Source organism: Shigella dysenteriae (assembly GCF_022354085.1).
Classification (GTDB): domain Bacteria; phylum Pseudomonadota; class Gammaproteobacteria; order Enterobacterales; family Enterobacteriaceae; genus Escherichia; species Escherichia coli.
Genome location: NZ_CP055055.1, coordinates 3,779,297 through 3,793,025, shown reverse-complemented (window position 1 = coordinate 3,793,025; position 13,729 = coordinate 3,779,297). Strand labels below are relative to the sequence as shown.

General features: G+C 34.4%; 18 protein-coding genes. 9 read left to right on the top strand and 9 right to left on the bottom strand.

Going from position 1 to position 13,729, the window contains the following annotated elements; genetic code table 11:
- The first annotated feature begins 212 nt into the window (after positions 1–212).
- The 7 genes from HUZ68_RS18130 to HUZ68_RS18100 all read left to right on the top strand — a co-directional run bounded on the left by HUZ68_RS18130 (position 213) and on the right by HUZ68_RS18100 (position 4,830).
- A complete protein-coding gene (locus HUZ68_RS18130) occupies positions 213–1,394 on the top strand; it encodes a PrgH/EprH family type III secretion apparatus protein (protein WP_129468675.1) in 1,182 nt (393 codons plus the stop codon).
- A gap of 12 nt (positions 1,395–1,406) precedes the next feature.
- Positions 1,407–1,646 carry a type III secretion system needle complex protein gene (locus HUZ68_RS18125; RefSeq protein WP_000796272.1) on the top strand — a complete coding sequence of 80 codons (240 nt, stop codon included), beginning with the start codon at positions 1,407–1,409 and terminating at the stop codon, positions 1,644–1,646.
- Positions 1,647–1,665: 19 nt separating this feature from the next.
- The gene (gene sctI / locus HUZ68_RS18120) at positions 1,666–1,998 is read left to right on the top strand and encodes a type III secretion system inner rod subunit SctI (RefSeq protein WP_000116721.1); all 333 of its coding nucleotides are present in this window, start codon (positions 1,666–1,668) and stop codon (positions 1,996–1,998) included.
- On the top strand, positions 1,995–2,729 hold the full coding sequence (locus tag HUZ68_RS18115; protein ID WP_001613732.1) for an EscJ/YscJ/HrcJ family type III secretion inner membrane ring protein: 735 nt from the start codon (positions 1,995–1,997) through the stop codon (positions 2,727–2,729). Before sctI ends, HUZ68_RS18115 begins: the two co-directional genes overlap by 4 nt.
- A 15-nt stretch (positions 2,730–2,744) precedes the next feature.
- Complete coding sequence (locus HUZ68_RS18110) at positions 2,745–3,326, top strand: type III secretion apparatus protein OrgA/MxiK (protein ID WP_021557163.1); 582 nt, start codon at positions 2,745–2,747, stop codon at positions 3,324–3,326.
- On the top strand, positions 3,268–3,975 hold the full coding sequence (locus HUZ68_RS18105) for a hypothetical protein (RefSeq protein ID WP_001613730.1): 708 nt from the start codon (positions 3,268–3,270) through the stop codon (positions 3,973–3,975). Before HUZ68_RS18110 ends, HUZ68_RS18105 begins: the two co-directional genes overlap by 59 nt.
- A gap of 222 nt (positions 3,976–4,197) precedes the next feature.
- Complete coding sequence (locus tag HUZ68_RS18100; protein WP_000516285.1) at positions 4,198–4,830, top strand: LuxR C-terminal-related transcriptional regulator; 633 nt, start codon at positions 4,198–4,200, stop codon at positions 4,828–4,830.
- A 17-nt stretch (positions 4,831–4,847) separates the two neighbouring features.
- Here the strand turns inward: HUZ68_RS18100 and HUZ68_RS18095 are convergent, their stop codons facing one another.
- The 5 genes from HUZ68_RS18095 to HUZ68_RS18075 all read right to left on the bottom strand — a co-directional run bounded on the left by HUZ68_RS18095 (position 4,848) and on the right by HUZ68_RS18075 (position 8,739).
- On the bottom strand, positions 4,848–5,351 hold the full coding sequence (locus HUZ68_RS18095) for a lytic transglycosylase domain-containing protein (RefSeq protein ID WP_001307982.1): 504 nt from the start codon (positions 5,349–5,351) through the stop codon (positions 4,848–4,850).
- 83 nt (positions 5,352–5,434) lie between these two features.
- Positions 5,435–5,653, bottom strand: a complete 219-nt coding sequence (locus tag HUZ68_RS18090; RefSeq protein WP_021577881.1) for a hypothetical protein — start codon at positions 5,651–5,653, stop codon at positions 5,435–5,437.
- Positions 5,654–5,820: 167 nt separating this feature from the next.
- Positions 5,821–7,197: a HilA family transcriptional regulator YgeH gene (gene ygeH / locus HUZ68_RS18085; protein ID WP_021577880.1), complete on the bottom strand. Its 1,377-nt coding sequence runs from the start codon at positions 7,195–7,197 to the stop codon at positions 5,821–5,823.
- 346 nt (positions 7,198–7,543) lie between these two features.
- Positions 7,544–8,023 carry a tetratricopeptide repeat protein gene (locus tag HUZ68_RS18080; RefSeq protein WP_000379287.1) on the bottom strand — a complete coding sequence of 160 codons (480 nt, stop codon included), beginning with the start codon at positions 8,021–8,023 and terminating at the stop codon, positions 7,544–7,546.
- Between the two features lie 224 nt (positions 8,024–8,247).
- Complete coding sequence (locus tag HUZ68_RS18075) at positions 8,248–8,739, bottom strand: hypothetical protein (protein WP_239593951.1); 492 nt, start codon at positions 8,737–8,739, stop codon at positions 8,248–8,250.
- A gap of 429 nt (positions 8,740–9,168) precedes the next feature.
- Here HUZ68_RS18075 and yqeK point away from each other — a divergent pair, with 429 nt between their 5' ends.
- Both yqeK and HUZ68_RS18065 read left to right on the top strand, forming a co-directional pair.
- On the top strand, positions 9,169–9,594 hold the full coding sequence (gene yqeK, locus HUZ68_RS18070) for a protein YqeK (protein ID WP_000350601.1): 426 nt from the start codon (positions 9,169–9,171) through the stop codon (positions 9,592–9,594).
- Positions 9,595–9,629: 35 nt separating this feature from the next.
- The gene (locus HUZ68_RS18065; RefSeq protein ID WP_072132081.1) at positions 9,630–9,710 is read left to right on the top strand and encodes a hypothetical protein; all 81 of its coding nucleotides are present in this window, start codon (positions 9,630–9,632) and stop codon (positions 9,708–9,710) included.
- 32 nt (positions 9,711–9,742) lie between these two features.
- Here the strand turns inward: HUZ68_RS18065 and yqeJ are convergent, their stop codons facing one another.
- From yqeJ to HUZ68_RS18045, 4 genes are all read right to left on the bottom strand, one after another.
- Positions 9,743–10,225, bottom strand: a complete 483-nt coding sequence (gene yqeJ / locus HUZ68_RS18060) for a protein YqeJ (RefSeq protein ID WP_001613726.1) — start codon at positions 10,223–10,225, stop codon at positions 9,743–9,745.
- A complete protein-coding gene (locus tag HUZ68_RS18055) occupies positions 10,218–11,027 on the bottom strand; it encodes a winged helix-turn-helix domain-containing protein (RefSeq protein ID WP_001613725.1) in 810 nt (269 codons plus the stop codon). The genes yqeJ and HUZ68_RS18055 overlap by 8 nt, the downstream gene beginning before the upstream one ends.
- A gap of 333 nt (positions 11,028–11,360) precedes the next feature.
- A complete protein-coding gene (locus HUZ68_RS18050; RefSeq protein ID WP_001305805.1) occupies positions 11,361–11,993 on the bottom strand; it encodes a helix-turn-helix transcriptional regulator in 633 nt (210 codons plus the stop codon).
- 459 nt (positions 11,994–12,452) lie between these two features.
- The gene (locus HUZ68_RS18045) at positions 12,453–13,682 is read right to left on the bottom strand and encodes an amino acid permease (protein ID WP_000065946.1); all 1,230 of its coding nucleotides are present in this window, start codon (positions 13,680–13,682) and stop codon (positions 12,453–12,455) included.
- Positions 13,683–13,729 lie beyond the last annotated feature (47 nt).

Here is a 13,729-nt window from a genome sequence, read left to right as displayed (position 1 = left end):
AAAAGTTAAAATAAGAGTAATTGTTATATTTGCTTAACATTGAGGGAATAGGGTTTATACCTTAAATTGTAAATAAAGTTATGCATAGAGGCATTTAAAATAGTCCTCGAAATTATAATTTTTTTACTCTGTGTCATCATAATTTGGTCATGAAATTTCCGTCTTGTTACACTACTCTAAACTAGAGCTTATGGAATTAGCGGGTGGTATTCATGGAAAATAATGATAAATTCTTATCACAAGACTTATTGGAATCTTATGCCATTCGTTTGTTGAGCGGACCATTGAATGGATGCGAGTATGAAATACTTAATGGACGTCTACTTGTTATCATTGGTAATGATGTTTCGTTAGGAAAAAGTGATGCTTTTTCTGAGTTACCAGAAAATACAATAGTCGTTCCTTATGGCGAGCTTACAGGTAGTTTTGAGATAATAATTACTACCGACCCTGATCTGGTTGTAACAATCAGAGAATTAACAGCACAAGAACCTGAAGATAGAACGTTAACATTGAATCAGCAAATAGAAGTTTTAGGTCTCAAATTTGCTGTAAAAGTAAAAAATGAAGTTTGGCAGTATTCATTGCCAGGCATTATTGAAAATAACATTATCTCTACAGAACAACGTTTCTTTAGCAGTAAGCTGTTTAAGTATGTAATGCTTTTTTTTCTTTTTGCTATCATTTTCATTGCTTTTTATATTGTTAATGCCAGTAATGATCCGCAGCTGAGACATATCGATAAAATTCTTGTAAACAAAAACAGGAATTATGAAATATTATATGGTAGAGATCATGTCATCTATATTAATACCAATAGTTTGGATGAAGCAGTCTGGGTCAAGCAAGCACTGGAAAAAAATCAACCAGGAAAGCCAGTACGGGTGATAAATCCTGATGATGAATCGATACGAATTTTTTCATGGCTTGCTGATAATTTCCCTGATTTACAATATTTTAAACTTCAACTATTAGATGCCAGTAATCCAAGATTGACAGTGAGTAAGCAACGGAACGCTATCACACAGCAACTAATCGACAATCTTATTAAAGGGTTACTACAAACTATGCCATATGCCAGCAATATAAGTATTGCGGTATTAGATGATAATGTATTGGAAAGTCAGGCTATTGAAACATTGTCTGCAATAGGTCTTTCTTATGAAAAATATAAAACAGCTAACAATGTGTACTTCAATATCATTGGTACGTTAAGCGACAGTGAATTAAACAAAATAAATAACTATGTTGACGAATATTATAAACAATGGGGTAAACAATATGTAAGATTTAATGTGAATTTGAAAAATCAGGATACAAATAATAGTTCATTTAGCTATGGAGATAACCGATTCGAGAAGTCTCAAGGTAGCAAGTGGACGTTTCAGGAATAATTGGGAGGACTTATGGCAGATTGGAATGGTTATATTATGGATATCAGCAAACAATTTGATCAGGGCGTTGATGATCTGAACCAGCAAGTTGAAAAAGCGTTGGAGGATTTAGCAACCAATCCCTCCGACCCGAAATTCCTTGCCGAATATCAAAGTGCATTAGCTGAGTATACATTGTATCGAAATGCGCAATCTAACGTTGTAAAAGCGTATAAAGATCTTGATTCGGCAATCATACAAAACTTCCGCTAAACTGGATAAGGATTTTATTATGTCAGTAAGCAATATGCCACCTATTGATAGAGTTGAGCAATCAACTGCTCATGAAATACAGCAAGCGAAAGTGATTGATTTAAATGACCGGGTTCTCAATCTTGACAACCCGGATGATAAAATGATCTCCGCTTTTGCCAACTATGCTGTACAAACTGAAAATTGGCAGCAAAATGCGTTACAAGCATTAAGGTCTGATAAAAAAGGGTTAACTCCTGAAAAATTATTAGTCTTGCAGGATCATGTGCTTAATTATAATGTCGAGGTTTCATTGGTGGGAACATTAGCAAGAAAGATTGTCGCTGCAGTTGAGACGTTGACCCGCTCATGAAATATATATCATTATTATTGTTTATCCTGCTGTTGTGCGGCTGCAAGCAGCAGGAATTACTGAACCATCTTGATCAACAGCAAGCTAATGATGTCCTTGCTGTTTTACAAAGACATAATATTAATGCTGAAAAGAAGGATCAAGGCAAAACTGGATTTTCAATATTTGTCGAACCAACGGATTTTGCTTCTGCGGTGGATTGGCTAAAAATCTACAATCTCCCGGGTAAGCCTGATATTCAAATATCGCAGATGTTCCCTGCAGATGCACTCGTTTCATCTCCACGAGCGGAAAAAGCAAGGCTATATTCTGCTATAGAGCAGCGGTTAGAGCAATCTCTCAAAATTATGGATGGCATTGTTTCTTCGAGAGTACATGTTAGTTACGATGTTGATACTGGCGATAGTGGTAAAACTGCTTTACCAATTCATATTTCTGTACTTGCAGTATATGAAAAAGATATCAATCCAGAAATAAAAATAAATGACATCAAGAGATTTATTGTTAATAGTTTTGCAAGCGTACAATATGAAAATATTTCTGTAGTATTGTCAAAACGAAGAGACATTATTGAGCAAGCACCAACATATGAAATTAGCGAACCTGTTTTTGCTTATGATAAGGCTATGCCGGTTTCTATCTTACTTGCATTAATATCCGTAGCGACTTGCTGGCTGTTATGGAAGTATAGGGCCATTCTAACTAATTTAGTCAGGTTGAAAATTAAGTAGACATATGAGAGCGTTATGAATCTTGCCCTAAGAAAGATTATATATGATCCAATTAGTTATATTCATCCTCAACGAGTAAGCTTGAATAATACACCTATTAACAATCCGGTGCTTAGATCTATTACCAATGAAATGATTCTTCTGCAGTACAATCTTTCAGTTGAACATTTTAATCTGAATAGTTCACTTATTTACTACATAAACAATTGGAATTTATTTCCATTGATCTGTTTACTCAGTGGTTGTCACTTTTATCGAGAAAGGTTTGCAGAACGCGGATTTTTTTATAAGGTTCCTGCTGTGCTAAGGGATTATTTATCAGCTATACCGGTGGAAATAAATGAAAAGGCACGATACAAACCCGGCATCGCTAACTATCACAATATCATCACATGTGGTTTTTCAACGTTGTTACCCTATATAAGGCAACAACCATTGGCAATGCAGCAACGATTTAATTTATTATTTCCTGATTTTGTTGACCACATACAATTGCCGTTACCACTTGCGTCAACTCTTTTAGAGAGAATTACATTTTATGCGAAAAAAAATAGAGATGAGCTTGATAAAATCTCCTGCAAATGGTGTTGTGATTAAAAGAAAAATTTCTGATGGATTGAAAGAAATAGTTTCTCTTAAAGAAAATATCCTTCTTGAAACCACCGAAAAAATTCAGAGCATTGAGGTAAAGAGAGAAGAAAAATTTATTCAAGGTTATTATGATGGCTATACAAAAGGCATTATTGATGTGATGGATAATTTTATACCCTTGATAAGCTTGTTGAGCTCAGAACTAGAAAAAAAAAGAATAAACATGATAAACGATCTGAAGAGTATATTGTTAAAATCTTCAGAGGAAGTTGATGTTTTTATCAAAATTTTTGAAAGTTGGATAAAAAAATTACCGTCAATATCAGGTCCTGTAAATCTCTATATACCTACCAGTTTCAAAGATAAGTATCTTGAAGTAGAGTCATATTTTGTCGACAAATCAATATGGAATGTCCATATTACATTTCATGATGATAAGCGTTTTGTGTTTTTTACCGATCAGTTTATTGCTGAATTTAGTCCGCAGGAATTTGTGGATAATTGTGAGCAATATTTAATTAATAATCATTGTTTCTCCCCTGACAAGGTTAACGAAATCTGCGAACAAGCCAGACATTATTTAGTTGAAAAAATGTGTGAAACACATTCTTTGGATATGAATAATTCTGTTTTGGCAAGCCCTGAGGACTTATAGCTCACTGGCTCAGGTTTAATGATTTGAATATAATCTAATTCTAATATTTTAATCATCTCATGATTTTTCAATGCCCGTGTTATTTTTTTCACGCAAAAATTTTATTTTTAATTATATTTCATTATTATTTCATCAATGTATTCTTTGGATTTTGCTTATAATAATAATGGAAGGGATGATTATAAATGAATGCGTTAAAGCATTTACACTCAGGATGAATATATGGGAAAAATTAAAATTGTAGTTTCAGATCAGCAGCCGTTTATGATTGATGGGATAATTGGATTCCTCGGACATTATCCTGATTTATATGAGGTTGTTGGGGGCTATAAAGATCTGAAGAAAGCTATAGCGGAGTGTAACAAATCTGCAGCCCAAATATTTATTTTAGGAGAATTTGCAGGTGGAATGATGGGGTCCGAACTCGTAAAATGGGTTAAATCGCATAAAATAGATGCTCATATTATTACATTTGTAGCAAAGATGCCGTATATTGATTCAATAAAATTGCTTGAAGCAGGTGCGAAAGGATGCGTATGGAAAACCAGTCACCCGGCGAAACTAAATCGCGCTATTGATTCGATTAGTAATGGCTACACTTATTTTGATAGTGTACATATGGATTGTGAAAAAATATCTTCCAGGTATTCCTCTGATAATCAACTTACAAATCGTGAGTCAGAAATATTACAACTCATAGCTGATGGTAAAACAAACAAAGAAATCGCTAATTTCTTGCAGTTAAGCAGGAAAACAGTCGAAACTCATAGACTCAATATCATGAAGAAATTAGATGTTCACAGTGGTATCGAGTTGATCAAAACAGCTTTACGTATGGGTGTTTGCACTATATAAAAAAAGAGGCTTTAGGCTCATTTTGCTAAAGCCTTACGATTGTCTAGTTCATTAAGCCTGGTATATACAATGTATATTTTTTTGGCATATTGCAGTCTCTTTTTTTTGTTATCCATTGCAAAACCCGCATTATAAGTCCCCAGGCATTGCCACGTTACTCCACAACGTGAAAAATGGTTATATAAAATCTCGGTTCCTATTTTAATGTTCAGACAGGGGTTATCTAACAAATCTCGTTCATCTTGTATTATTCCACGTTTTTTTAACATGGGAATGTGCATCTGGTTTATCTGCATTAACCCATAATCTAAACTCCTTATATTGTTATTCTTATCTCTATTCTTGCCTATGCTATCCTTTTTTAGATTGCTTTCAACAAGAGCGATAGCTTTAATCAAATTTGGTTCGATTCTGAACATTGTTCCTGCTTCATTAAAGCAAGCGCTGCTGGCGAAAGACATTTTTGTAATTAATATAGAAAGTGTGAAGATGGTTAAGAATTTAACTTTTGGTGAGCGCATATATTTTTATGTGTGAGGATTGAATGAAAGGAACGAGATACTATTATAATAGTATCTCGCTAATGATTTATTTGGTCAATTGTCTACCATTCAATTTTATAGTAAGGTGAGATAGGATTATCTTCCGAATACATATCATTTTGAAAAGACGCCATCCATGTTGAAACTATAAATGCTTGTATTTGATCTGTATCAGTAGCACTGGTGTTGATGTGTTTATCTAATGAAACGACTTCATCACCCGTTGCTGTCGCTATATTTAAACTTTGAGAAAGATTATTCATACCGATTGGATTAGTCATAAAGCTCCCTTTTTTAATTGTCCAGACCAATGGTCATAACATCATACTTTTCAATCTAGAGTATTTTAAATATCTTGCAATAAGGTAAATATCTTAGATGTTTTTATCTCTGTTGTTTAAATAACAAGTTGCATACATTTAAACAATGAACTTGCGTCAATAAAAATTTATCGCATACAAATTCTCGTCAACTGCTTTAGTTTCAAAATGTTGTCAATTATAACTCGATGGCTTTCACTCTCAGTTTCTTTATAGTAGAGTTTCATGTTGTTTTTGAGCGGGTTAGGCACATACATATCTACACATTCTTTTATCACAACTGCTTTTCGTCTTCTGGGTTCGAGTTGTAGTGATTTGTCTATACAAATCCTTGCCTCTTCAATTTTTTCATTATGAAAGTTGACAAGTGCCCTATAGTAGTAGAGAGAGGCTATATCAGTTGAGTGTATCTTAGCCTGTTCAAATAAGATATGAGATACTTTTGCTTGTCCAGACAGACCAGTTATCAGTCCCATAATAGCTAAAATTTTTCCATCGACATTGGTTATGTCTGATACATAATCTAAAAGCTCTAATGCTTTTTGAGCAGCAAGTTCAAGTTCACTTTTTCCATGAAGTGCCAAAGACATATGGCATTCCGCTAGAAGGCAATAACATTCTGTTTTTAGCGTCTGTATATCACTTTTATTTTGTAATCCATCAAATATAGTCATGGCCCTGTAAATGCTTTCAGGGGTGAACTCGTAAAGTTCTTTCTTTCCGGCTAACATTTCATCTGATAAATAATGATTCTTATATCCTTGGTCCTGCTTAGCTAATCTTACAGATCGTTCTGGTTTATGTACCGTTTGAAGGATATTAGCTATAATAAATTGTGATGTATTATGTAGTTCATCAACAGGGAGATGATTACTGGCGATGAGGAAAAGGTTTTTAGCGTCGATCAACTCAATGTATAAAGTGTTCACTGCATTATTCTGGTTTATTCTTCCTGTAACGAAATAATCTGGCTTGAATCTGCTCAAGAATGAATTTTGAGATATGTGGTCATTACAAAAATTTGTCGCAGCCATCGGATAGGTATAGAGACCATCGATTTTTTTATTTGAAATGATTTGTACTAATTCCTGATTAAGTATTAATGGATCCAGTGTATTCAATGAAGTGGTGAAAGGGAATATAGCTATGGAATAGTCTGAAGTATTATCTTCATTAATTTTAGTTTTGAAAACCTGCCCGCTGAAACGATAACCTTTCCGGTAGATTGTTTCTATGCAGCGATCATAGCCAATTTTTTCAAAAATGCAGCGCAAAGAATAGATACATCTTGTCAGAGACTCGTCACTAACAATAATATTTTTCCATACTGATTCGATGATCATATCTTTCAGTACAACATGACCAGCGGATTCAAGTAATACTATTAATACACCTAACTCTTTCGGTGGAATATAAACTTGCTCATTTCCTTGAGTAAGAATTCCATCTTCCGTGAGCGTTAATCCCTCAAGAAAATGATATGAGAATTTATTTTCTAAGTCCATTAGTTAACCTCTATGAAAAAATTGGTTTCTTGCATCCTGCATAAGCAATAGAAATTATGGCTATTCATATTTATGTGTCATTAACGCTACAGGAAATTACATTCGACATATCTATGGTTGTGTTCACTAATTTATCTTAGGAATTCAGTGATGTAATCTGAAATAGCCTTATTCAATTTTGATAAAATAGGTTGTTCTCTAACGCATTGAAAAATAATGATTTATAGTGTGCTCTTAACTTTTTTAAGATGTTGGTTTAAGAAAAGATAAGAGGTACTGGTTATAGTGGTTAACTGCACTATAACCAGCAATTTTAACCAAATGATTGTAATGCTTAATCATTATCTTATGAATTATCGGTTAAGAGTTCGACATATGCCTGCGCTTTACTCTTAACACTATCATCCTCACAATTGTTAATAATATGAAAGAAACATTGCATTGCGTTATCGATATTTTTTGCGCCAATTTGACATTGACCCATACGATAAATAACTGAATAGTCATCATATGGGGAGTAATTGTAACTTAGTTTGTAAAGGTCATATGCTTGTTGATATTTCTTTTTTGACTGACATACTGATGCAAAACCTTTTAGATATTCATGATTTTCGAACGCATAAATGCACAATAATTTATAATAAATTTCTGCGTCCGTTACATTACCCTTTTCATGGTAGTCGAATGCATATGCATATATTCTATCAAGGATATCAGGAGTCAAACCATGTAGTAATGCCAGATTTTCTCCTTTCGATAATGCGTGTTTTAGTTGATTTGCCCATTCATCACTATTATTGAATATTTCAATTGTTTCTGTGTCCATAATATTCCTCTGTGATGTGTCTCGTGATGCTAAATTATTATTGATTGACTTATTGATATTTTTATATTTATCTTTTTAAATTATGAATTTTAAGCTTGCATTGCTTATGAGTATATTTCTTCATTATTAGTCAAAATACTTTCCACTACAAATCAATAACATCATCAGCTGTTTTACTAATATTCACCTTATTAGTTGTCTTAATTATGACATTTCAAAATGCCTTAATGTGCATGACCTGGATTCATATTATCAATTTCCATTTTTTCAATGAAAATTAAAAAGGGAATTTTTGCGAAGGGTAGAATGTCGTTTTGACTTTTTTGTTTATTATGTCTGGTGACGAGGGGGGATAGAACGTCTGTGCATATAGTAGCGAATTTATTCAGGTCTAAATTATTCTCTATTTTGGTCAGTTTTATGAGTTCATTTGTAGCCATACTCATTAAATCATCTGTTATCGGTAATTTATATATGCACATAGCAGATAATATTGCTTGCTGAATCATCTCTTCAGAAATATCCGCTATCTTTATTGACAAATCATGTGTTAGGTATTTTCCTTCAAGAGATTCTTGTTCAATATAATTTAAACCAGACCCCATGGTAATTTTAATTGAATTAACGAATTTCTCTTCATTTTTCTTATTTTTGTTCTCCTGATCAGGAACTAATGGTTGCAGTGGTAGGCTATTATTAATATTTCGTGGCTTCATTTTACATTTCTCTCATTTGATTAGAGCAAAATCCGAATTCGCAGCTTCTGATAATGTCAAATATCACCTTTTCTCTTGCTTCATTCTATCAAAAATCGCTCATTTTTACTTTTTTTACCATAATGTTACTTAGTAGCATCGGCAATTTACATAACTTACATGTTGTTTTTTATATCCTTAAAAAACAGATGGATAGTGTGCGCACTCGAAATGATATTGGTAACATAAATAGCGTTATTCGTGATAAACATCTCAAAAGATTTCCTTTATTATATTCAAAATTCATTTGATCAAGGTTATCACCTTATGGAGACGTTACGTAGAATGACTATATTTGTTATCGGCACATTTGGGGTATTAATTTTAGTATTGATGGAAGGTGATTATTGAACAGTAACATCGAGTCACGGTAAAAATGTGAGGTATATAATGGACATTGAGTTTTCGCAGATTCATGAAATGGTCTATATGCATGATATAGTTAATTCGGACTCGAAAAAGAAACCAAGGATTCCGTTAAAAAAATTCCTTAATGCTGAGAAGGTTCTCACGCAAACAACATCATGGGCATTAAATTCAAGATATGTGAATGTTAATTCTGTCAGTAAAGTCAACGTAAAGAGTAAAGTTAAAAACAGTTATATCTCACGATCTGTCAATGATGAGTTTAGTTTAACAGATGATGAAATTAATTCTTTTAAAGAAACGTTAATCCTTTCCTCTATTGATTCACTGAGTAAACTGGTTCTTAATAATCCTCTTTCTGTATTGTTTACATCGACTGTACGAAGGAATAATAATCGAGCTAAGATGAATGTTGAGTTCGACTCATGGATATGCACCAGATGTTGTTGATACATGATATTTTACATTGCAAGGTGATGTCTAAAATGAAAGATGTTGATCAAAACTTTGATGCTTTATACTGGCATATACTGCAAGCATATTTAATTTTATTATTTTATGATTAACGAGGTTCCATCTTTTTGTTATCTATTTTAGTTTACCTTGCACAATGCATTATTGCTCTGTTACCAATACTCAAAATAAAAGCATGTTTACCTTGCTTTAGTATATTATAGCTTACACTTTTTTCTGGAAAGACATAAAAATCAGGAATAAGTTCAGCAAGTCTATCATCATCGACTTGATCCATAATCTCAAACTTATTAACTTTTTTTGAAGTTAAATGGGCTGTGTCATAGTTTTCAACCCATGTGTATTCAATATTTCGCCGTATTGATTTACTTTCTCTGTTACCTTGTTGCCAGGTCCCACTCAACGCAACAGTTCCTGTTTTATTTTTTTGGTTATACATAAAGTCGATAGTAAGATTTGCTCGCCCCTGGTCATTAAAAATCACCCAATTTGCAGTGCATGTTTCGTTATATATCATTTTTTCTGCAGTGTAAGAATAGACTGTGAAGAGAATAAACCCACTGATAAAAACTAAAATAAATAATAAGTTTTTTTTATAATTAATCACGATTAACCTCACGGTAAGACAGGGTTAAACAGCCTGCCACTTCATGTTGGTTATAGTTTTTATTGCATGCCATAACAATCATCCCCGGTGAGGATTTTGCAAGAGGGAAGTATAACCACGGATATTTTTTACAGTTAATCCCCGAATCCAGTATCCGTGTTTTATATTTATCGAACTCTTTCAACCCATCAATTGTATCTTCTGTTACATTAAAATGGCAGCCATTAATTTCCGCAACAGTCTTGTAATCCTTGAAAAATGGCTTCGGTTGATTATTATTCCATAGCCAATATGCAGAATATGCGCCTATGACAAATGCGCTCAACATAATTAGATAACTTTTTATATGTTTGAGGATTTTGTTATTGAAATTCTTTGCGCCACCAATGCTCTCTTTGTATCCCGCATTAACTTCTATGTCAGGTGGGGCATTGTGTGTATGTGCGTCTGTTGACGAGTTTATTACATGATTTTGTATGTTAATGTCATTATGGATCTTGAATCCTCTTCTCGGCACGGTTGCAATAAGCGAGTGGGTAGTATCACCAACAGCGCGAAATCCGCGTCTGATAATGGATATGTTCTGATATAACGTGTTAGTAGGCACACGCATACCTTCTTCTTCCCAGACTCTGGTGAAAAAATCTTGTTGTGCAACCACATCAGGAAAAGCTTCAAGTAGAAGTGATAAACAACGACTGGCTGGCGTTGTCAGAACGACGTTAAGATCGGCGTTATGTACCGATATTAATTTTCGGTGCTCAGGCCAGAACTCGATATTATCGTTAATAATCCAGTACATACGTCAATAAACACTAAATCAATCGAAATGGAAATCACATAGTTTGCTAAGTATATTGGTATTTACGGCATAAATATATATTAATTTTATATTTATCATGATGATTGAAATGAGGCTTTAATGTTGCAACGTAAAACTTTATGTAAATTAACATGGTTAACATTTATGCCACTATTGTTTGTAAATTTATATTACGTAATGCTTCTGAATTTTTCGTGTGATGGTTTTAAATACTATGATGTTTACTCTTGAGGGGACGGCCTATTTATAAAATACGGGCATTTCAATAAATGCCCGTATAAACAGAGTATGATTCTGGCAGATTTTTGAGTATCAATGTTGGACCGAATGTGAACGAATAAATAATTCGTTTATTTTACCACCCATTCTCTTTTCGATTCGTTGCTTGTACGCGTAGATGCTACGGATATCCATATCCAGAACTTCAGCAATCTGATATGGATTATAACCAGAAACCATATACCCCATTATGGTGAATTCCATCTGAGTTAATGTGTTACCTCTGGTAAATGATAAATAACGACCAATAAATAGTTGTCTGATCTTTTCATTGGCAACATCAAGACCATCATCATTATATATGACAGCAGATATTGCAGAGTTGTGTTTTCGCCAGTAATTAGCTAACGATTGCATATTGCGGTCGCTGACTAAAACAATCCCCATGTCAGTACTTGCAAGATAGTCAATCCAGTCTTTTTCAAGGAATAGACGTAAAAAACTTACTGAAAAATCGACAAAAATATATCCGCTTAATCTCGCATTGTGGTTTTTTGTTAAGATACCTTCTACCACACCACGATTAAAATATGAACTTTCTTCGGGCCACATACAAAAACACGAGTTTGCGCAATACTGCAAACGCGGTGACTCTTCTGGCATTATTTGGCAATGCATTGAGCAACTATTGCATGTAAGACTTTTATAACGACTACAAAGCCCCATGTTAAGAACCTCCCTATCCGTATATAATTGCATAATTTCATCGGTTATTGATGATGTCAATACACCATGATTTTGTAATTTTGCTGGGAAAAATTGTGATTAATCTGTATTTGCTATAATTCTGATTAAGACATTTAAAAATGCATTTCTCGTTATTAAATATGATTATGTTTCACTGATTTAATCTTGTATGGTTGAGAGTGGTCCAGATAACTATCTCATAGTATGAGAATATCTATATCGCAAATTGTTTTTGAATGACCAGAAGATATCTTGCGAATCTAAGTTATGCATCTTAAATAGTCTTATTTAAGATGTTCAGATCTCTTTGTGTGTTTAACTAACTGATAATTCTAGGATATGACGAGAGAAGTGATAGGGCGGAATAATAACAAATGAACATTATGAAAAATGGAATGGTTCAAAATTGTAGCAATTTTGAACCATTCACAATGGATATTAGCTAAAGAACATTACCGATACGCACAGGATACCCACGATCAGCGTAATCAGATTTCCGATGGAACGCCAGGGTTTAAGCGCCGGGATGAGATATGTTGATAGCGTAGGCATGATGAAAAGTATCATGGCAATGAGCGGGCCGCTGATCGCATAAATCATCGAAATCGCGTTCGGGTTAATGCAACAAACAATGAAGGTAATCAGCGATACCAACATAATTGATAGTGCGCGGTTAAATGCACGACTTTTCTTTATACCAACCTGCTGTAGTGTTGTTTTGACGACCTCTGTGGCACCTTCAATAACGCCAAAGTACGTACCCAGGAATGATTTCGACATGGCAACTACTGCGACAATAATCCCGGAAATTGACAACCATGCTGGGGCATTCGGCAGCATAGAAAGCGCCGATAAAATGGTAACCCCTTCTTCTTTAGCCGCTTCAATATACGAAGGTGGAATAGAAAGCAGGCAGCTAAAGACAAAGAACAGTACACTTATGCAGATGATGAGATAAGCGACTTTCATAATTTTTTTGCATTTATCCATAGCGTGTTCGCCATATTTTTCACGTCTGTCTATGGCAAACGTAGAAATAATGGGCGTATGGCTAAAGGCGAAAACCATCACGGGAATCGATATCCATATCTGGTGAAGGGTATTCTGATTGAACTCTACCTGGGTTGTTAATAGATCAGGTTGCCAACTACCGACAAGGTAAATGGAAAGAAATAAGAAATAGGCAATCAATGGGAATACCAAAAATCCCATTACCCGAATAGTGGCATGACGTCCCATCAGAAAAATGAGATTCAGGATTAATACAACACCCAGACTCACCAACATACGGATGCGAAGATCAATCACCATATGCTTTGCCAGCTGTTCTGTAAGTGAGTTGGTAATTGCCACTGCGTATATCAACACGACGACAAAAAAGGCGATGAAGTACAGCGTGGTAATCAGATTACCAATCTTCTTGCCATAGTAGTGTGTTACTGCGCCCGTTATCCCTTCACCTGCTGATGTTTTCGATGAGAGGATGAACTGGCATAAGGCTTTATGTGGCCAATATGTTAAAGGCCAGGCGACCAGAGCAGTAATAAACAGGACCACTGCCCCTGCCGAACCTAACTGAATAGGAAGGAAGAGCGTGCCTGCACCAACGGCTGTGCCGTAGAGCGCGAAACTCCACAGAGTTTCTTCTTTTGACCAAATATTAGACATTATCTGAACGTATCATCTACAAATTAAACAAAATGGAGGGCAATTTA

Bases quoted from the DNA above. Each gene is read 5' to 3' on its own strand.
- HUZ68_RS18080 (WP_000379287.1), bottom strand. From the start codon at position 8,023: ATGGACACAGAAACAATTGAAATATTCAATAATAGTGATGAATGGGCA.
- HUZ68_RS18090 (WP_021577881.1), bottom strand. From the start codon at position 5,653: ATGACTAATCCAATCGGTATGAATAATCTTTCTCAAAGTTTAAATATA.
- HUZ68_RS18075 (WP_239593951.1), bottom strand. From the start codon at position 8,739: ATGAAGCCACGAAATATTAATAATAGCCTACCACTGCAACCATTAGTT.
- HUZ68_RS18045 (WP_000065946.1), bottom strand. From the start codon at position 13,682: ATGTCTAATATTTGGTCAAAAGAAGAAACTCTGTGGAGTTTCGCGCTC.
- HUZ68_RS18115 (WP_001613732.1), top strand. From the start codon at position 1,995: ATGAAATATATATCATTATTATTGTTTATCCTGCTGTTGTGCGGCTGC.
- HUZ68_RS18095 (WP_001307982.1), bottom strand. From the start codon at position 5,351: ATGCGCTCACCAAAAGTTAAATTCTTAACCATCTTCACACTTTCTATA.
- HUZ68_RS18055 (WP_001613725.1), bottom strand. From the start codon at position 11,027: ATGTACTGGATTATTAACGATAATATCGAGTTCTGGCCTGAGCACCGA.
- HUZ68_RS18065 (WP_072132081.1), top strand. From the start codon at position 9,630: ATGAAAGATGTTGATCAAAACTTTGATGCTTTATACTGGCATATACTG.
- ygeH (WP_021577880.1), bottom strand. From the start codon at position 7,197: ATGGACTTAGAAAATAAATTCTCATATCATTTTCTTGAGGGATTAACG.
- yqeK (WP_000350601.1), top strand. From the start codon at position 9,169: ATGGACATTGAGTTTTCGCAGATTCATGAAATGGTCTATATGCATGAT.
- HUZ68_RS18110 (WP_021557163.1), top strand. From the start codon at position 2,745: ATGAATCTTGCCCTAAGAAAGATTATATATGATCCAATTAGTTATATT.
- HUZ68_RS18050 (WP_001305805.1), bottom strand. From the start codon at position 11,993: ATGGGGCTTTGTAGTCGTTATAAAAGTCTTACATGCAATAGTTGCTCA.
- HUZ68_RS18125 (WP_000796272.1), top strand. From the start codon at position 1,407: ATGGCAGATTGGAATGGTTATATTATGGATATCAGCAAACAATTTGAT.
- HUZ68_RS18105 (WP_001613730.1), top strand. From the start codon at position 3,268: ATGCGAAAAAAAATAGAGATGAGCTTGATAAAATCTCCTGCAAATGGT.
- HUZ68_RS18130 (WP_129468675.1), top strand. From the start codon at position 213: ATGGAAAATAATGATAAATTCTTATCACAAGACTTATTGGAATCTTAT.
- sctI (WP_000116721.1), top strand. From the start codon at position 1,666: ATGTCAGTAAGCAATATGCCACCTATTGATAGAGTTGAGCAATCAACT.
- HUZ68_RS18100 (WP_000516285.1), top strand. From the start codon at position 4,198: ATGGGAAAAATTAAAATTGTAGTTTCAGATCAGCAGCCGTTTATGATT.